Annotated in this window: 20 protein-coding genes and 1 tRNA gene; 8 read left to right on the forward strand and 13 right to left on the reverse strand. The window is 63.7% G+C overall.

Annotation, left to right across the window (positions count from 1 at the left end):
- Positions 1–33 precede the first annotated feature (33 nt).
- The 13 genes from rplA to IQ35_RS07105 all read right to left on the reverse strand — a co-directional run bounded on the left by rplA (position 34) and on the right by IQ35_RS07105 (position 10,499).
- Positions 34–732, reverse strand: a complete 699-nt coding sequence (gene rplA, locus IQ35_RS07045) for a 50S ribosomal protein L1 (RefSeq protein ID WP_021247341.1) — start codon at positions 730–732, stop codon at positions 34–36.
- A gap of 4 nt (positions 733–736) precedes the next feature.
- Positions 737–1,168: a 50S ribosomal protein L11 gene (gene rplK / locus IQ35_RS07050; protein WP_021247340.1), complete on the reverse strand. Its 432-nt coding sequence runs from the start codon at positions 1,166–1,168 to the stop codon at positions 737–739.
- Positions 1,169–1,287: 119 nt separating this feature from the next.
- Positions 1,288–1,824: a transcription termination/antitermination protein NusG gene (gene nusG, locus IQ35_RS07055; RefSeq protein ID WP_021247339.1), complete on the reverse strand. Its 537-nt coding sequence runs from the start codon at positions 1,822–1,824 to the stop codon at positions 1,288–1,290.
- Between the two features lie 34 nt (positions 1,825–1,858).
- The gene (gene secE, locus IQ35_RS07060) at positions 1,859–2,065 is read right to left on the reverse strand and encodes a preprotein translocase subunit SecE (protein WP_021247338.1); all 207 of its coding nucleotides are present in this window, start codon (positions 2,063–2,065) and stop codon (positions 1,859–1,861) included.
- Between the two features lie 169 nt (positions 2,066–2,234).
- Positions 2,235–2,310 (reverse strand) — tRNA-Trp (locus IQ35_RS07065).
- Positions 2,311–2,363: 53 nt separating this feature from the next.
- Entirely contained in the window at positions 2,364–3,293 is a 930-nt protein-coding gene (locus IQ35_RS07070; protein WP_145072376.1) for a YihY/virulence factor BrkB family protein, read from the reverse strand.
- Between the two features lie 61 nt (positions 3,294–3,354).
- Positions 3,355–3,918 (reverse strand): DUF1993 domain-containing protein, encoded by a 564-nt coding sequence (locus IQ35_RS07075; RefSeq protein ID WP_021247336.1) that lies wholly within the window; start codon positions 3,916–3,918, stop codon positions 3,355–3,357.
- Positions 3,919–3,953: 35 nt separating this feature from the next.
- Entirely contained in the window at positions 3,954–5,177 is a 1,224-nt protein-coding gene (locus IQ35_RS07080; protein WP_031292489.1) for a dihydroorotase, read from the reverse strand.
- Between the two features lie 32 nt (positions 5,178–5,209).
- A complete protein-coding gene (locus IQ35_RS07085) occupies positions 5,210–6,205 on the reverse strand; it encodes an aspartate carbamoyltransferase catalytic subunit (RefSeq protein ID WP_021247334.1) in 996 nt (331 codons plus the stop codon).
- Positions 6,206–6,363: 158 nt separating this feature from the next.
- Positions 6,364–6,843, reverse strand: a complete 480-nt coding sequence (locus tag IQ35_RS07090) for a Zn-ribbon domain-containing OB-fold protein (RefSeq protein WP_236614841.1) — start codon at positions 6,841–6,843, stop codon at positions 6,364–6,366.
- Between the two features lie 42 nt (positions 6,844–6,885).
- Positions 6,886–8,061, reverse strand: coding sequence for a thiolase family protein (locus tag IQ35_RS07095; protein ID WP_031292486.1), 1,176 nt, complete (start codon positions 8,059–8,061; stop codon positions 6,886–6,888).
- A gap of 110 nt (positions 8,062–8,171) precedes the next feature.
- On the reverse strand, positions 8,172–9,410 hold the full coding sequence (locus IQ35_RS07100; protein WP_031292483.1) for a CaiB/BaiF CoA transferase family protein: 1,239 nt from the start codon (positions 9,408–9,410) through the stop codon (positions 8,172–8,174).
- Between the two features lie 78 nt (positions 9,411–9,488).
- Positions 9,489–10,499 carry an IclR family transcriptional regulator gene (locus tag IQ35_RS07105; protein WP_081659862.1) on the reverse strand — a complete coding sequence of 337 codons (1,011 nt, stop codon included), beginning with the start codon at positions 10,497–10,499 and terminating at the stop codon, positions 9,489–9,491.
- Positions 10,500–10,562: 63 nt separating this feature from the next.
- On the opposite strand from IQ35_RS07105, the gene IQ35_RS07110 reads away from it, so the two are divergent.
- The 8 genes from IQ35_RS07110 to IQ35_RS07145 all read left to right on the forward strand — a co-directional run bounded on the left by IQ35_RS07110 (position 10,563) and on the right by IQ35_RS07145 (position 18,366).
- A complete protein-coding gene (locus IQ35_RS07110) occupies positions 10,563–11,393 on the forward strand; it encodes a metal-dependent hydrolase (protein WP_021247329.1) in 831 nt (276 codons plus the stop codon).
- Positions 11,394–11,497: 104 nt separating this feature from the next.
- Complete coding sequence (locus IQ35_RS07115) at positions 11,498–12,205, forward strand: SDR family NAD(P)-dependent oxidoreductase (protein WP_021247328.1); 708 nt, start codon at positions 11,498–11,500, stop codon at positions 12,203–12,205.
- Positions 12,202–13,002 (forward strand): enoyl-CoA hydratase-related protein, encoded by an 801-nt coding sequence (locus IQ35_RS07120; protein WP_145072378.1) that lies wholly within the window; start codon positions 12,202–12,204, stop codon positions 13,000–13,002. Before IQ35_RS07115 ends, IQ35_RS07120 begins: the two co-directional genes overlap by 4 nt.
- A gap of 3 nt (positions 13,003–13,005) precedes the next feature.
- Positions 13,006–13,779, forward strand: coding sequence for an SDR family NAD(P)-dependent oxidoreductase (locus tag IQ35_RS07125; protein ID WP_145072380.1), 774 nt, complete (start codon positions 13,006–13,008; stop codon positions 13,777–13,779).
- A 282-nt stretch (positions 13,780–14,061) separates the two neighbouring features.
- Positions 14,062–15,291 (forward strand): CaiB/BaiF CoA transferase family protein, encoded by a 1,230-nt coding sequence (locus IQ35_RS07130; protein ID WP_199739925.1) that lies wholly within the window; start codon positions 14,062–14,064, stop codon positions 15,289–15,291.
- Positions 15,292–15,338: 47 nt separating this feature from the next.
- Positions 15,339–15,638 (forward strand): hypothetical protein, encoded by a 300-nt coding sequence (locus IQ35_RS07135; protein WP_242003303.1) that lies wholly within the window; start codon positions 15,339–15,341, stop codon positions 15,636–15,638.
- 167 nt (positions 15,639–15,805) lie between these two features.
- Positions 15,806–16,972 (forward strand): CoA transferase, encoded by a 1,167-nt coding sequence (locus IQ35_RS07140; protein WP_021247322.1) that lies wholly within the window; start codon positions 15,806–15,808, stop codon positions 16,970–16,972.
- Positions 16,951–18,366: an amidohydrolase family protein gene (locus IQ35_RS07145; RefSeq protein ID WP_221441994.1), complete on the forward strand. Its 1,416-nt coding sequence runs from the start codon at positions 16,951–16,953 to the stop codon at positions 18,364–18,366. Before IQ35_RS07140 ends, IQ35_RS07145 begins: the two co-directional genes overlap by 22 nt.
- Positions 18,367–18,505: the final 139 nt, after the last annotated feature.

The following is an 18,505-nucleotide window of genomic DNA, read 5'->3' on the forward strand; positions in this document are numbered from 1 at the left end:
AAGGAGGCTCCCCTATCCGTTAAAAACGTCCGATCAGGCGGCGGCGACTTCCGCCACGTCGACCTTCACGCCCGGACCCATCGAGGACGAGAGCGCGATCTTGCGGACATATTTGCCCTTGGCACCGGCGGGCTTCGCTTTGACGATCGCATCGACGAAGGCGTCGAAATTCTTGCGAAGATCGTCCTGGCTGAAGCTGGCCTTGCCGAGACCCGCGTGAATGATACCGGCCTTTTCGACGCGGAACTCAATCTGACCGCCCTTGGCGGCCTTGACCGCTTCGGCGACGTTCGGCGTGACGGTGCCCAGCTTCGGGTTCGGCATCAGGCCCTTGGGACCCAAGACCTTGCCCAGACGGCCGACCAGACCCATCATGTCGGGGGTCGCGATCACGCGCTGGAAGTCGATATTGCCCGCCTGGATGCTGTCCAGCAGGTCTTCCGCGCCCACGATGTCGGCGCCAGCGGCGGTCGCGGCTTCGGCCTTGTCGCCACGGGCGAACACGGCGACGCGCACGGTCTTGCCGGTGCCTGCGGGCAGGGTGACGACGCCGCGGACCATCTGGTCGGCGTGACGGGGATCGACGCCCAGGTTGATCGCGATCTCGACGCTTTCGTCGAACTTCGCGGTCGCGTGGGTCTTGATGAGGCCCAGCGCTTCGTCAACGCCGTGCAGCTTTTCCTTGTCCACGGCAGCGGCCAGGACCTTCGCCTTCTTCGTCAGCTTTGCCATGATCTCAGCCCTCCACCACTTCGAGGCCCATCGCGCGGGCGGAGCCTTCGATGATCTTCGTCGCCGCGTCGATGTCGTTCGCGTTGAGGTCGGCCATCTTGGCCTGCGCGATTTCGGCGAGCTGCGAGCGCTTGATCGTTCCGGCGACGACCTTGCCGGGTTCCTTCGAACCGGACTTGAGGTTCACGGCCTTCTTGATGAGGTAGGTGGCCGGCGGCTGCTTCGTGGTGAACGAAAAGCTGCGGTCCGCATAGACGGTGATGATGGTCGGCAGCGGCGTGCCCTTTTCCATCTTTTCCGTCTGCGCGTTGAACGCCTTGCAGAATTCCATGATGTTTACGCCGCGCTGACCCAAAGCAGGGCCGATCGGGGGCGAGGGATTGGCGGCTCCAGCGGGCACCTGGAGCTTGATATAGCCCGTAATCTTCTTGGCCATTGTCACTCACTCTATTGCTGGAAGGACGAAAATCCGGCCTTCCGGTTCAAGTTTAGCGGTCTTGACGGATCACCGAAGCGATCCTCCCGCGACACTTCCGGGCCGAAGCCCGAAAATCCTTATTTCGACAGTTCGACCTGTTCGAAATCCAGTTCGACCGGCGTGGCGCGGCCGAAGATCGACACCGACACCTTGACCCGGTTCTTTTCGAAATCCAGTTCCTCGACCGTGCCGTTGAAGCTGGCGAAGGGGCCGTCCAGCACCTTGACGCTGTCGCCGATCTCGTAATCGACGCTGACCTGGTGCTTGGGCGCGGCGGCGGCTTCCTGCTGCGCGCCGAAATAGCGGGCCGCTTCGGATTCGCTGATCGCCTGCGGCTTGCCGCTCGACCCCAGGAAACCCGTCACCTTGGGCGTGTTGCGGATCAGGTGGTAGATGTCGTCGTTCAGGCTCAGCTTGGCAAGGACATAGCCGGGCATGAACTTGCGCTCGACCTGCACCTTCTTGCCGCGCTTCACTTCGGTGATCGTTTCGGTCGGCACCTCGACCTGCTCGACCAGTTGGGAGAGGCCCATGCGCTCGGCTTCGGAAAGGATCGATTCCTTCACCTTGTTCTCGAAGCCCGAATAGGCGTGGATGATGTACCAGCGCGCCATGTTACCGTCTCAAACTCCCAAAAAAGCCGACATATCAGCCCTGACCCGACGCAAAGCCCAGCAGCCACTGGACGATCGCGCCGAAGAAGGTGTCGATGCCGAAGAAGAAGAGGCCCAGCAATGTCGTCATGATGACCACCATCACCGCCGTCATCACCGTTTCGCGGCCCGTGGGCCACACGATCTTCGACGCTTCGGTCTTCACCTGATTGACGAATTCGCCCGGAGAAACCTTCGCCATCGCTTGCCTCAAAACCTTCGTAACAACGCCAATTCGCGAAGCAACAGTCCGCCCTCCCGATCCCGCCCTATGTGGCGTCCGGGGGTGCGGCCGCGCTCCGCGACCCAAATCTTCGCCTGCGCTCCTGCCGGAAAATCCTTGCGAAATCAAGGAAAAGCAGCGGGTCGCGTGGCAGGAGTGGAGGGACTCGAACCCCCGGCATTCGGTTTTGGAGACCGACGCTCTACCAGCTGAGCTACACTCCTGTACTGGCGAAGGAGGGCGCTTTAGCGTGGCGGGGCGGGCAGGGCAAGCGGGATTATGCCGCCGTCGCCCCTGCCTCTGCCGAGGCCTGCGCGACGGACGTGTCCGCGCTGGTCTGCCGCTCGGCTTCCGCATTGATCTGCGCGCCCAGCAGCACGACGAAGGCGGAGACGAACAGCCAGAGCTGCAACACCACCACCGCGCCCAGTGACCCATAGGTTTCATTATAATTGCCGAAATGCGAGACATAGAGCGAAACCGCCAGCGTTGCGCCCAGCCAGCACAGCGTCGCCGCCACCGACCCGACTGTCAGCCATTGCCACTGCGCTCGCCGCCGGTTCGGTCCGAAGCGGTAGACAAGGCCGAAGATCGCGCTCGCGAGCAGCCCCGCGCTCAGCCATGTCGCGGCCTTGATCGCGAACAGCACGCCCGGTCCCCAACCCGTCAGCAGCTTTTGCAGCAGGCCGATGACCGTCGCTGTGAACACGCCCGCGACCACGATCAGCACGGCGGAAAAGGTGATCCCCATCGACACCCGGTAAAAGGCGAACAGGCCGCGCCCCTCCTTCTCCCCATAGACGACATTGAGTGCCTCCATCACCGCCGAAGCCGCCCGCGTCGCGCCATAGACCGCCAGCGCCAGCGCGACCGCCAATCCCACGCCCGCCACGCCTTTCGCGGTCGTCACCACCCCCAGCAACTGATCGTTGATGAGCGATGCGGCGTCGGCCGGAACCACGGTGATGATCGCCTGCATGTGGCGGCTCACTAGTTGCGGGTCGCCGAACAGGCCATAGGTCATGACGACAGCCGCCAGCAGCGGCGCGAGGCTGAGGAACGCATAATAGGCCACCCCCGCCGCCAGCAGAGTCAGATGATTGCCCGAAATAGCCACATAGACGCGTTTGAGGATTTCCCACCAGGCGCGCGGCGGAATCTTCCACGGCGCATCGACATGGACCTGCTGCGCGACCGTCTCTCTCATCGGTTCCCCCGTTTGGTGCGGCTCTACCATAGGCAAGCGCATGAGGGGAAAGGCGGTTCCATCAACTTCCGCCGGTTCCGGGCCGAACATAGGCGAACATGTGCGGCACATAGTCGGCCTTCCCCAGTTCGATTCCCCGGCTTCGCAAAATGGCATAGGCGGTGACGAGGTGAAAATAGAACTGCGGCAGCGCCCAATCGCGCGCATATTGGTCGCCATTCATGTCGAAGATCATGCCGGTCGGCAACTCAAGCGCGATCTGCCTTTGCGCTCCGGCGTCCAGCGCATCGGGTTCGAGTGTGCCCAGTCGCGACAGCGCGTCATCGATGCGGGCCTGCGCGTCGCTGATCGAGCCGGGCTCCTCGCCCGCCAGCCGTCCTTCCCGGGCCAGTTGCTCCAGGAGTTCCGGCAAAGGCTCGCCCCTCAGTCGGAAAATCGCTTCCTGCGCCTGTAGGCAGGCGAATCGGACCTGCGATGAAAGCGGATACATGTCGGGAGCGAGCCGCGCCGACAGCAGCGCTTGCGCTTCCGGTCCGGGCAATTGCTTCTGCGCCTTGTCCAGCAAAGCCGAAAGCGTCCGCAGCATCTGTGCATAGGTCGGAATGAGGAGGTTCGTCAGCGACATGGAAAGCTCCCGAATTTCGATGGCCCATGTCCTCCCTAAAAGAACACGCCGCCCTTCATGATCCGCCGCACGCGCCCCTGCACGGGCACCCGGTCGAAGGGCGTATTGCCCGCCTGCGCGGCCATTTTTTCCGAATCCACGATCCAGGGCGCATCGGGATCGACGAAGATCAGGTCCGCCGCGCTCCCCGCGCCGAAGCTCCCCGCATTCACGTCTAAAATCCGCGCCGGATTGGCGCTGAGCAGCGTCATCAGCCGGTTGATCGACACCAGCCCGTCGCGCACCAGATTGAGCGAGAGCGCCAGCAGCGTCTCCGCCCCCGCCATGCCCGGCGCGGCATCCGCGAAGGGCAGCCGCTTATCCTCCGGCCCCCGCGGATCGTGGCTGGAGGTGATGACATCCACCGTCCCGTCGCGCACAGCCTCCAGCGCGGCCTTGCGATCCTCCTCCGACCGCAGCGGCGGCGACAACCGCGCAAAGGTGCGGAAGTCCGTCACCGCCTGATCGTTGAGAAACAGATAGGCCGGGCTGATCCCGCATGTGATCTTCAGCCCTTCGGCCTTCGCCGCGCGGATCAGGTCGAAGCCCGTCCCTGTCGTCACCAGCCGGAAATGCATGGCCGCGCCTGTCTCTCGTGCGAGCATGATGTCGCGCGCTATCGCCAGCGCCTCCGCGCAGGCCGGGGCATGAGACAGTCCCAGTCGCGTCGCCGTCTCCCCGCTGGTCGCCACCGCCTTGCCCGCGAGGCCGCTATCCTCGGCATGGGTGATGACCGTCAGTCCCAGCCCGGAAGCATAGGACAAGACCCGCAGCATCACGCCGGAATCCGCGATCCACTGCCGTCCCGTGCCCACGGCCTTCGCGCCCGCCGCCTGCATCATGCCGATCTCGGCCAGCTCCGCGCCTTTCAGGCCCCGCGTCGCCGCCGCGATGGGATGCACCCAGAAATCGGGCTTTCCCGCCCGCGCCGCCTGCCGGATCAGGCCCACATCGTCCAGCGGAGAGGACTGGTCCGGCATCAAGGCCGCCCGCGTGATTCCCCCGAAATGAAAGGCAGGCTTGTCCGTGGCAAAGACGCCCAGATCGACAAGCCCCGGCGCGACCACCTGTCCCCCGGCATCGACCGTCTCCGCGCCCTGCGGCACCGCGACATCGCCGGCCGCGACGATCCGGTCGCCTTCGATCAGGATCGTCCCGGCGGTGAGTGCCGCGCCCGCCGGATCGGCCAGCATCCCGTTGACGATGGCGAGCGTGCTCACGCCCATCGAGTCCCTGTTGTTGGCCGGGATGTTCAAGACCATCCCTCCACGCCCCGCGCCCGGCGTGTCAGCACGTCCAGGCACGCCATCCGCACCGCCACGCCCATTTCCACCTGCTCGGTGATCGCCGAACGGTCGGGATCGTCCGCCACATTGCTTGAAATCTCGACGCCCCGGTTCATCGGTCCCGGATGCATCACCAGCGCGTCGGGCTTCGCTATCGCCAGCCGCTCCGGCGTCAGTCCGTATAGCATATGATATTCGCGCGGGGAGGGGATGAAGGCCCCGTCCATCCGCTCGTTCTGAAGCCGCAGCATCATCACCACGTCCGCGCCGTCCAGCCCTTCGTCCATGCGGGTGTAGGGCGTCGCGCCCAGCATCTCCACGTCCGACGGCATCAAGGTCGGCGGCGCGACCGCGCGCACCTGCGCGCCCAGCGCGGCAAGGCTCAGCATATTCGACCGCGCCACCCGGCTATGGAGAATGTCGCCGCAAATCGCCACGATCAGCCCTTCAAAGCCGCCCTTGCGCCGCCGGATGGTCAGCGCGTCGAGCAGCGCCTGCGTCGGATGCTGGTGCCACCCGTCGCCGGCGTTGAGCACCGCGCAATCCACCTTGTCCGCGATCAGCGCCACCGCGCCCGAACTGGCATGACGGATTACGATCACATCGGCGGCCATGGCGTTCAAGGTCATCGCCGTGTCGATCAGCGTCTCGCCCTTCTTCACGCTGGATTGCCCGGCGTGCATGTTGACGACATCCGCGCCCAGCCGCTTGCCCGCGATCTCGAAGGACAGCAGCGTTCGCGTCGAATTTTCGAAAAAGGCGTTGATCTGCGTCATGCCCGCCAGTCGGTCGTCGTGCTTGCGCGCATTGCCGCGATTGGCCTTGGCCCATTGCTCGGCCTCATCCAGCAGGAAGCGGATCTCCCAGGGTTTCAGGTCCGCGATGGACAGCAGATGCCGATGCGGAAACAGCGCCCGGCCGGTCAGCTCGGGCGATGCGGAAGGAATGGAGATTTCGGGCATGAACCGACCCTTTAAGCGAGGGGGCGGAAGAGGGCAAGCTGCTGGGCCAGTCACCACCGCGTGCCCTGCGCATCCATGCATGTGTTCAGCGGGCCGGAACGAAGCAAGCATTTCTTGCCGCCGCTACGCCAGCCTGAATTGCCCCGACATTCTTATGTTCAGGCCGAGGCTGCTTGCATCGTCGGCCTGAACATAGGCAGCCACACATCCTCATCCTTTTCGAAGAAGACTTCGACGGGCATGCCGATTTTCACATCTTCGGGCGCCACATCCCGAAGGTTCGTCGTCAGTTGCAATCCATCCTGCTCGTCGAGCATGACGATGCCGATAACATAAGGCACTTCCAGCCCCGGCCCCCAGGATTTGGCGTTCACCGTGAAGCTGAACACCTTGCCCTTGCCTGACAGCGTGTCCGGCTCAAGTTTCCGGCCAAGGCATTTTGGACAGACGGGCCGAGGCGGGTGCTGCCAGTGACCGCAACTCTGGCACCGCAGCATGCGTAGAACCCCATCCTTTCCGCTCGTCCAATAAAAGCGGTTCAGATCGTCCAGCAGAGGTAGACTGCGCTGATAGCCCTGGCTCATCGTTTCTTTTCCCAAACAAGCGCCCCGACGGGCGCAAAGCGGATGTTCCTGCATACCGTCTCGTGGAAGGCTCCACGATATGGCGGCTCCGTCCCTTCAGTCACGCACGAGCAGCATGGCGCCCGCCATCGGCCCGCCGCCGTTCGATACAGCCGCGACTTGCGGATTCTTGGCGACCTGCCTTGCTCCGGCTTCGCCGCGCAATTGCAGCACGGCTTCATGCACGAAGCCAAAGCCATGCGTTCGTCCGCCGGACAATTGCCCGCCATGAGGATTGAGCGGCAGCGCGCCGTCGCGCGCGATCCTGTGCCCGCCTTCGACAAAGGCTCCGCCTTCTCCCCGGCCGCAGAAGCCCAGTGCTTCCAGCCAGGTCATGGCGAGGAAGCTGAAGCCATCGTAAAGCAGCGCCAGATCGACATCCTCCGGTTTGTAGTCAGTGCGCGACCACAGCATCCGCCCGGCGTCGAACGCGGCCATGTCCGGCATGTCGGCCTGATCCCAGCCGGCGCGGCCGTGAATACCGCCGCCGACCGAGTCTATCCTGATCGCCGGCTTGGGCGATCCGGCCGCGGCGTCCGCCGCCGAAAGGATGATCACGGTCGAGGCGTCTGTCGGCGCGTCGCAATCGAGCAGGCCGAGCGGCGAAGAGATCATGCGCGCCGACAAATAGTCGTCCATGGTCATGGGATCACGGAACAGCGCCTTGGGATTATCCATTGCGCCGCGCCGGGCCGTCAACGCGATCTGCCCCAGTTGCTCGCGCGTGGTGCCGTAAAGCGAGAAATGCCGCTGGGCATAAAGACTGAGCCAGTTGGTCGCCGAGATAGCGTCATAGGGGAAGATGTACTGGAACTCGCCTCCCACCCGCACACGCTCGGCGCGCGCGGTTGCGCTTTCCTGCCAGGAAGCGCCGCCGGACCCTTCCTTCACGGTACGGAAGCACAGCACATGGCGAGCCAGTCCGGCCTTGATGGCGGCATAGGCATTGATGATCGCGCCGAGCTGGGCCGAACCTTCGAGCGCGCCGCAAAACCAGTCGAGCTTCAGGTCCAGCGCCTCCTTGATATCGATACTGCCGACCGGCGAAAAAGGCTGCATGTCCGGCCGGAATCCGGGAAAGGTCGCGACGCCGTCAATGTCCTGGGTGGTAAGGCCCGCGTCGGCAATGGCCTCCAGGGACGCGTCGATGGTGAGTTCCAGACCCGATTGCGGAAGCTTGCGGCCTACCGCCGACTGTCCGATTCCGCTGATGACGACTTCTGGTGCTGACATGCGCATGGTCTCCCTGAAGCACAGCTAGACTACAATTTGTCGACTGTTCCAGATGGCATTCTCCAAAGGGGGCAGCCATCACATATATGGCCGCACCCAGCCCGGCCGGGTCAGCCGACGATGCCGGCGGATCGCAATGCCGATATGGCATCGCCGTCCATGGACAGAATGTCCCGTAGAACCATCTCGCCCTGTTCCCCAAGCAAGGGCGGCGCGACCGGAGTCGCCACCGGCGTTCCGGAGAGCTTGAGCGGCGAAGCGACAAGGGGCACCGTGCCGGCCGTGGGATGTTCCACCTTGACCACCATGTCGCGCGCGAGCGCTTCGGGCGAAGTCAGCGCCGCGCCGACCGCCCGCACCTCGCCGCAGGGAATGCCCGCCGCCCGCAGGTTTTCCAGCCACCAGCCGGTTGGATGGCCGGATATGAGCGGCTTCATGATGGCGAGCAGCGCCTCACGATTGGCGACGCGCGCGGAATTTCGCGCAAAGCGTTCATCCTCGGCTATGTCTGCGCGGTCGAACAGTTGGCACAGCCCGGCGAACTGGCGATCATTGCCGACGGCGATCACCACTCGCCCGTCGCTGCTGTCGAAGACCTGATAGGGAACGACGGCGGGATGGCCATTGCCATAGCGGCGCGGTTCGTTGCCCGATGTAAGGAAGGCGCTGCCGACATTCGCCATCATCGCAAGCTGGCAGTCGAACAGCGCCATGTCGATATGCTGGCCAACGCCGTCCCGGCTTCGCGCTACAATCGCGCCCAGAACGGCCTGGGCTGCGGCCATGCCGGTGAACAGGTCCGCCACCGCCACGCCGGCCTTCATCGGTTCGCCATCGACCTCGCCCGTCACAGCCATAAGGCCGCCCTCGGCCTGGATCACATAATCATATCCCGCCCGCCCGCCGATGGGAGACGACCTGCCATAGCCGGAAATGGAGCAGTAGATGATCGCCGGATTGATGCGGGCGATCGAATCATAATCAAGTCCGAACTTCTCGAGGCCGCCCAGCTTGTAGTTTTCCACCAGAATATCGCTTTGGGCAGCAAGGCGCCGGATCAGGTCCTGGCCTTGGGGCTTCGACATGTCGATGGCGATGCTTTTCTTGTTGCGGTTCGCGCACAGAAAATATGCTGCCTCGCCGCCGACATAGGGCGGCCCCCAATGCCGCGTGTCATCGCCGCCGGCGGGATTTTCCACCTTGATGACTTCCGCGCCGAGATCGGCGAGGGTCATCGTGCACCATGGCCCGGCGAGCACGCGGGAGAGATCCAGCACGCGCATCCCGGTCAGAGGAGGGAGACGAGTCGCGCCCTGTGCAATGGAGGGGGAGCCGTGCGGGTTTGCCATGATGCTCCTTGACGGCAGGCCGATAAAGGAAAGGCGCCTGTGGATATGGCGCCTTCCGGACAAATACTGTCGCGGCGATCAGCTCATCCGCATTCGGGCCTGCATGATCGCAAGCGGCAGGGGATCGCGGATATCGTCGCGCATCGACACGACATTGCGCATCTGGCGACCGAAACGGCTTTCAATCTGTTCAATGAGCGCAGTGGAGATTTCCTCCTCGCGCGCGCGCATTACTTCGCTGACGCCGCCCACGCCGATGACCATCAACGGCTGGCCGCCCATGCGGGGAAGAGGGGCCGCTATGATGCCGCCGCCGCGCGTCACCATGTCACAGGTAAAGGCGTAACCCTTCTTGCGGATAGCGGTGAGCTGATCGAGCAGCTCACGGATCTTGACCAGCGGCTGTCCTTCTTCAGTCTCCGCATTGATCCGCATGACGAGCCTTGTGACTTCCGCATCGGTCATCGTGCTGAGCACGGCATAGCCCGCGCCAGACGCTGCCAGCGGGCGAACGGTGCCGAGCGTCATGTGCAGGCGTGCCGGACTCGTTGCCTGGATGACATGGATATACTGCACATGCAGGCCATTGCGCATCGCCAGCACGACCGTGTCGCCTGTCTTTTCGTTCAGTTCCTTCATCATGGAGATGATGGTGCCTTCTGCGAAGAACTGGGAATTGACCCAATTGCCGAGCAGAGCGACGCGACTGGACGTGATATATGTACGGGCGTGGGGATCGTAATTCAGATAGCCCATGCCCACCAGGCTGCGCAGCAGCGCCGACGTGCTGGATTGGGGATATCCCAGGGAATCCGCAATTTCCATGACCGTGGAATGGCGTTGGAGGTCGTCAAAATATTCCAGGATTTCCAATACCCTGCCTGCGGATTTCACCATCTTGTTTTCCAACGGCGCCTTGGCGGTGATACGTTCGCGCAGGGGATTTACTCGACGTCGTGCCATGATATCCTCTCCCAGGCATATTGAGTCCCTTGGTGGGGCAAAGGGTGCGCCATCACGCTTGTGCTGTCTACCCCCGTCTGTGCACATATGTGATGACATATCGGCATTTGCATAAACAACATACACAATGTTATCTTTGAAAAAGCGATAGCCGGAGAGTCAGCCGGGGCGGCGAGGAGAGTCGAGATCATGCAGGTGCGTTTTCCCAAGTGGGACTTTTCGAAGATCCGTGCGCATTGGGCTCCCAATCATGAGTTCGCGCAGATGCAGAACGCGGCCTCGACCGTTCCTGCCTATATCGAACCCTATCTCGTGAAGGTCATGCTGAAGGCGCAGGCTGCGCTCGATCCCAGGCATGAGCAGCTCCACCGCGACCTTGCGATCTTCATCAAGCAGGAAATGCAGCACTGCAAGCAGCATATCGCCTTCAACAAGGCGCTGCGCGCCGATGGCTATGAGGGCATGCTGCCGTTGGAGCAGAAATATGAGGCCGACTATCAACGATTCCTCGAAAAGAAGTCGCTGCGCTTCAACTGCGCCTATAGCGAAGGGTTCGAAGCGATGAGTTCGGTCGCCGTCACTGCATTTTTCGAAGAATATGACGAATTTTTCGAGGGCGCCGATCCGGAGGCGGTGGACTTGTGGAAATGGCATCTGGCCGAAGAATATGAGCATCGTGAAGTGGCGCATGACGTCTATCACGCGCTCTTCGGACGCGGAATCTTTTCCTATCTCTACCGCATCTATGGCTTCTTCTACGCGATGTCCCACATCCGCGCGCATGTGCGCCGGGTGCAGGCCTTTCTGCTGGCCAAGGATCGTGAGGGCATGACGCCCGAACAGATCGCCCAGTCCGAAGAGCGGGTGGCGCGGATCAAGGCGGCGACGGCTCGTCGCGCCAAGGAGCATTTGAAGGCGATTCTTTCGCCCTCCTATCAGCCCGCCACGCGGCCCGCGCCCAAGGGGGTCATGGACTATCTGGAGCGTTTCCAGCGCAAGTCCGAGCCTGCCGCCGCCTGATCGGCGCAAGAGCACATATGGGTTGATCGCGCGGGCACCGTCGCCGCCGGATCACAGTCCGCCTATACGCATCGTCTGATCAATCTTTTTGGGGAGCAGCATGTATGGGACAGAAGAGGCTGCTGGTTCTTGGTGCATGTGGCGACATCGGCCAAGGCATCGCGCGGGGCGCACATGCGGCCGGATTGCAGGTCATCGCGGGCGGTCGCAATGCGGAGCGCCTGGCGCGCTATGAGGATGGCTCGGGCATTGCCACCGTCGTGGGCGATCTTTCTACGGAAGAAGCCGTGTTACAGCTTTGGGAGGCCGCTCAGCGTCCTTTCGGCGGTGTCGATGCCGTCGCGATCGCGGTGAATGCGCCCAATGCGGCCAAGGCGCTGATGGAATGGAGCGCCGAGGAGATGGCTGGCGTTTACGCCACCAATCTGCTCACCCACTTCAATGCCATCAAGGTGATGTTGCCGCGCCTGCCCGAGGACGGCATGCTGATCGGCATCGGCGGGGGAACTGCCGATTTCATCCTGGCCAGGATGGCGCAGCTTTCGATGATGCAGGCCGCGCAGCGGATGATGTATCGCGGCTTTGCAAAGGAACGGCAGGGCGGTGCGCAGATTCGCGAACTCATGCTGATCAGCATGATCAATGGCGAACGAAAGCGCGAGATAGCTGAGCCTCATTGGGTCATGGATACCGAAGTGGGGCAGCATGTCTGCGCGATCATCGCCGATCCCGAGACGTTCAAGGGACCGATCCTGCGTCTGGAATCGCGCGAACAGGTCGGCAAACCCGAAGCAGGAAAGAGCATTGCATGAGTGGCGAAGTTTTGAAGGTCAGCCGTGAAGGTCCGGTCGTGATCCTCACTATAGACGATCCCGAAACGCGCAATGCGCTCAGCGTGGGGCTGACCAGACAGCTTGTCGCAGCCTGTGCCGAGATCAACTCGGACATGTCCGTCGGTTGCGCCATCCTGACGGCGGCAGGCGATGTCTTCTGCGCCGGCGGCAACATCAAGGACATGTATGCCCGCGCCAATCACTTTGCGGGCAATGCGGCTGAAATCCGCCGCACCTATCTGACGGGCGTGCAGACGATCGCGCGGGCGCTCTATGATCTGGAAGTGCCGATCATTGCCGCCGTCAACGGCCCGGCCATGGGCGCGGGCATGGACTTTGCGACCATGTGCACCATCCGCATCGCATCGCAGCAGGCGAAATTTGCGGAAAGCTTCATCAAGCTCGGCCTGACGTCGGCGGCGGGCGGGGCGTGGTTTCTCAGTCGCGCCGTCGGGTCTTCGGCCGCAGCCGAACTGGCGCTGACCGGGGACACCATCGATGCGGCTCGCGCGCTGGAATTGGGTCTGATATCCCGCGTGGTGCCGCATGAGGCACTGCTGGATGAAGCGAGATCGATCGCCGCGCGCATTACCCGCCATCCCACGCATTCGATCCGACTCAATACCCGCCTCTTGCGGGAATCCGCGCGGCTCGATCTGCCCGCGGCGCTGGAGATAGCGGCCGGGATGCAGGCCATCGTCCAGCAGACAGAGGACCAGTATGAAGCCGTGGCTTCCGCGGTTGAAAAGCGCAAACCGGTTTACAAGGGCCGGTAGGGCATGACCGTCGAACCCTGGGCATCGCAACGGCTGGACGGCAAGCTCGCCGTCATCACCGGCGCCGGGTCCGGCATCGGGCGTGAGGTGGCCCTGTTCTTTGCGGCGGCCGGCGCGCAGGTCGTGGCAAGCGACATTGACGGGAATGCGGCACGGGAAACGGCTGCCCTTGTCGGCGCCGCCGGCCATGCCGTGCCGGCCGATGTCAGCGACCGGTTGTCGATAGAGCGACTCGCCGATGCGGCGGAGGCGATTGCGCCTATCGCCCTGTGGGTCAATGTCGCGGGCGTGGGCGCGGCGGCGTCCCTGTGCGATGTGACGCCCGATCTTTATGACAGGGTGACGCGCATCAACATGGATGGCGTGTTCTGGGGGTGCGCCGCCGCCGCGCGGCGGATGATCCCCCGCAAGGGCGGGGCGATCATCAATATATCCTCCAATGCGGCCGACCAGCCGATACCGACCTTGTCGGTTTACGCGATGACCAAGGCGGCGGTGAACATGCTCACCCGGTCGCTCGCGGCTGAACTGGGGCCGCATGGCATTCGCGTGAATGGCGTCGCGCCGGGTTTCACGCTGACGGGGATGACGGCCCCGGACCGGCTGACGGATGAAGAACGCGCCGCATTGATTGCGCGCAATGCCGCCCGATCGCCTCTCGGCGCGGTGGGAGAGCCATGCGATATCGCCCAGGCCGTCCTTTACCTTGCGTCCGACGCTGGGCGCTTTGTCACGGGCCAGACCTTGCGGGTCAATGGCGGCGTCGCTATGCCCTGAAAAGGATGGCGGACAGTGTCCGCGCCGCCATCGTCACCATCTCGTCCGACGCCGGGCGCAAAGGACGGCTGGCCAGATCAGGCGGCTTGGCTGGGCGCAATCATGACGGCCTTAAAAAACATACACAATGATGGTTTTTTCAGATATATGTTCTTTGCAGCGAGGCGGCGTGCGCGAATCGGGATTCGCTTTGAGTCCGAACATGTACGTAGTAGCCGATTGCAAGGATGAGGAATGCGGAACCGGGCAGGGGTTTTCGCGCCAGTTGGAAAGGCTCAAACTTTGATACAGGTAATGAAGGGCGTCCGTGTTCTCGAGGTCGCGCAATTCACGTTCGTACCGGTCGCCGGCGCCGTGCTCGCCGACTGGGGCGCGGATGTCATCAAGATCGAGCACCCCGTTCGCGGCGATACGCAGCGCGGTTTCATCAACCTCGAATCATCGCCGGTAAATCCGGAGCGTAACGTGATGGTGCAGCACCCCAATCGCGGCAAACGCAGCGTCGGAATCGACGTGTCCACTGCTGAAGGGCAGCAGCTGATCTATGAGCTGGCGAAGGAATGCGACGTTTTCCTGACCAATTATCTGCCCGACCAGCGGCAGAAGCTGAAGATCGATGTCGAGCATATTCGCGCCGCCAATCCGAAGATCGTCTATGCGCGGGGCAGCGCCTTTGGCGACAAGGGGCCGGACCGCAGGAAGGGCGGCTTCGATTCCACCGCCTTCTGGGCGCGCGGCGGGTCGGCCATGTGCGTGACGCCGCCTGAACTGGGCGGCCCGTTGACGCAGCCTGGCCCGGCCTATGGCGACACCATTGGCGGCATGAACATCGCGGGCGGCATTTCCGCCGCGCTGTTCCATCGGGAGCGCACGGGTGAAGCCGTCGAACTGGACGTTTCGCTGCTCGCTTCCGGCATCTGGGCGAATGCGATGGGTATCGCCATGGCGATCGAACTCAACCGTATTCCCTTTACCGCCCGGATGCCGCAATCGGGCAGCATCAAGGGCAATCCCTTCGTGGGAGTCTTCAAGACGGCGGATGGCGGGTACATCAACCTGACCATCCTCACCCCCGGACCCTATCTGGAAGATACCTGGACCCATCTGGACAAGCCGGAAATGATGCAGGATCCGCTTTACAACACGCCTGAAGCGCTGATGGAGAACTGGGTCGAGGGCAGCGTCATCGTCACCCGCGCCATCGCGGCGCAGCCGCTGTCCTACTGGACGCAAAGGTTCAGCACCCTGCGCGGCCAGTGGGCGCCCTATCAGAACCTGCTTGAGGTCAGCCAGGACCCGCAGGTCATCGCGAATGACGGGCTGTTCGAAGTTGAAGCGAACAATGGCGGCGATCCGATCAAGCTTGTTTCGGCGCCCGTCCAGTTCAACCATCAGCCCACCGTGGTCGGCCGCGCGCCCGAAGCTTCGGAACATACCGAGCTGGTGCTCATGGAAATGGGGATCGAATGGGACCGGATCGAGCAATTGAAGGCAGGGGGCGTGATCGCCTGATGGCGATCCGCTTCCGGTTGAAACCGTAACGAAGGAAGGCGCGTTAAATGCAATTGAAGGCGGGCACGAAGCTGCATAGCAGCGTGTGCGACACCGATGTCATGGTGATCAAGGGATCGGGCGACGTGGCGCTGACCTGTGGCGGCGCGGAAATGGTGATCGCGCGCAACGGTGCATCGGGCGATGTCGATCCAGCTTTCGCGAGCGGCACCGCCATGGGCAAGCGCTATCAGAGCGCCGACGGCCAGGTCGAACTGCTCTGCATCAAGCCGGGTAAGGGGACGCTGGCGATCGACGGCGTTCCGCTTGAGATCAAGGCTGCAAAGGCTCTTCCTTCATCCGATTGAAGGCACATCACGCGGCATGAATATTTCCCTCGTCCTTCAGATGGCGGCCGACACCGTTCCCTATGCCGGAAGCCGTTCGTTCCGTGGACGCGTTGTCCTATATGAAATAGGCAAGCTCCCGCGCCGTCAGCGCAAGGGGATTTTCGACGCCTGATCACGGTCGCCCGTTGCCGCCGCTGACGCATGGCGCGGACGCGGTTCTGGATGAACTCAGGCGGCTGAGCGATGCGCGTCCGCTGCGCGCCATTGACGCCGCGACGTTGATGACAGAACGGGCGGCGCTTTGCGGCTTTCCCATGGCCGGGGCGGTTTCTGCGGGCGGCGCCTGTCATATCCTGCCGGTGCGGGATGGCGTGATCGCACTCAATCTGCCGCGCGATGCCGATTGGGAACTGCTGCCCGCGCTGTTAGAGGATGATCAGGCGGGCGCATCGGGATGGGCTGGCCTTGCCGCCATGGCGGCCGGGCATGAAGCCGACATGCTGATCGACCGGGCGCGCTTGCTTGGCCTTGCGGCTGCCCGTGCCGATCGAATGCCGCCAGCCGAAACGCCCATGGCATGGATGCGCATGGCGGCGCCCGCCGCGCGGCCCTTAAGCGTCGGGCCGCTGGTGCTCGATCTGTCGTCCCTCTGGGCGGGACCGCTTTGCGGTCATTTGCTGGAACGCTGCGGCGCGCGCGTGATCAAGGTCGAAAGCCCCGGCAGGATGGATGGCGCCCGCCGGGGCAACGCCCATTTCTACGGGTTGCTGAACCAGGGGAAACAGTGCCTGTCGCTCGACCTTGCGGACCCCGCGGACCGGGGGCATCTGCTCGACCTCATCGCAACCGCCGATATCGTGATCGAATCCTCCCGCCCCCGGGCGCTGCGCCAATGGGGCATCGATGCCGAACAACTGGTGGCGAACCACGCCGGCCTCACGTGGATCGCAATCAGCGGCCATGGTCGCGGCGCGCCGCAAGAAGACTGGATCGGCTATGGCGATGACGCCGCCGCCGCCGCCGGGATGTGCGTCGCAATGCGGGAAGCGGTGGGCGAACTGGTCTTTGCCGGAGACGCCATTGCCGATCCGCTGACCGGCATTCATGCGGCGCTGGCGGCATGGAAGGGCTGGATGGCGGGGGGCGGCATATTCGCGGCGCTGTCCTTAAGGCAGGTCGTATCCCATTGCCTGCATCGGGAAAGGGCGAGGCGGGGCGATGCGATGCGGCTGGACCTGGCCCGCTGGCATGGCGCGGGCAGCGGCCAGGTGCCGCTTCGCGCTATCGATCGGCCGGTCGGGGCTGTGGGCGAGGATAATGGCGCCCTGCTTTGCGCGCGTCTTCCGTGCTGATCCGCGACGCGGAACTGGGCGGGCATGAAAACGGCGGCGGCCGCATTGTGGATGTGCGTCTTTCCGATGGCATCGTTGCCGGCGTCGGATGCCTGACGCCCTTGCCGGGCGAGGTGGTGCTGGATGCGCGCGGGGGCGCTCTGCTGCCCGGTCTTCACGATCACCACATCCATCTGTTTGCGCTGGCCGCCGCCGGAGAGTCGATACGCTGCGGTCCGCCCGACGTGGTCGACGAGCATGGACTCGCGGCATGTCTCCAGAACGCGCCCGGACAAGGGTGGATACGCGGCATAGGCTATCATGAGCATGTCGCCGGTGACATGGATCGCGCCTGGCTGGATCGCCATTGTCCCGACCGGCCTGTCCGTATCCAGCATCGCGGCGGACGGCGCTGGATTGTCAACAGCGCCGGTCTTGCGCTGCTGATGGCCGCCGGCGATGCGCCGCCGCCGGGCGTCGATGTTGCACGGGGGCATATCGACGATGCGGATGCATGGCTGCGGCAGCGACTGTCCGCGACCTTTCCCGATCTCGCGGCGACCAGCGCAGTGCTTGCCTCTTATGGTGTCACCGGGCTGACGGAAATGACGCCGTCGAATGACGGGCACGCGATCGACTATCTCGCGTCGCAGCAGGCCAATGGCGCATTGCTCCAGCAGGTTCTGCTTGCGGGACGGGCGGACATGCCTTTCGCGGGCAGCATGGAGGTCCGCCCCATCCTCACGAAAATCCATCTGCATGAGGCGCGCCTGCCGCCGTTCGGGGATATATGCCGGACGATCGCGGACAGCCACGATTCCGGCCGGCCGGTCGCCGTCCATTGCGTGACGCGCACCGAACTTGTTTTTACGCTGGCGGCGCTCGGCGAGGCGGGCGTGCTGGCGGGCGACCGGATCGAACATGCCTCCGTCGCGCCCGATGAATTGGTCGCGCAGATGATGGCGCTGGGGATTCAGGTCGTGACCCAGCCCAATTTCATCCGGGAGCGGGGAGACGCCTATCTGCGCGATGTGGAGCCGGATGACCTTCCCTTTCTCTATCGCTGTGCCGGTCTCACGCGGGCGGGTCTTGTGCTGGCGGGCGGCACCGACGCCCCCTTTGGCCATGCCGATCCCTGGGCGGCGATGCAGGCCGCGGTGGAGCGCAGGACCATGGCGGGCGCTGTCGTCGGCGTGGAGGAACGCCTGTCGCCAGAAGATGCGCTGGGCCTTTTTCTGGCGCGGGGCGAGGCGCTGGGCACGGGCCGACATGTCGGGACAGGCGTTCCGGCGGACCTGTGCCTGCTGCGCGCGCCCTGGTCAAAAGCACGCGCTCATCTGTGCAGCGACCTCGTTCGCGCCACGATCCGCGCGGGCGCGCTCATCTTCCAGCGTGTCGATGAGGCGCCATTTTAGCGCCGTTCATCCATCCAGGCCGCACGCTGCGGGCTTCGGACCAAATCGCACCTTCGAGTCTGGTCTATCACGAACGCGATGAGATCGCGCGCGCGGGGCGACGCGGGCCGATGAAGAGGTTAGCAAGAGGCGCGACCCA

Source organism: Sphingobium wenxiniae (genome assembly GCF_007830065.1).
Lineage (GTDB): Bacteria > Pseudomonadota > Alphaproteobacteria > Sphingomonadales > Sphingomonadaceae > Sphingobium > Sphingobium wenxiniae.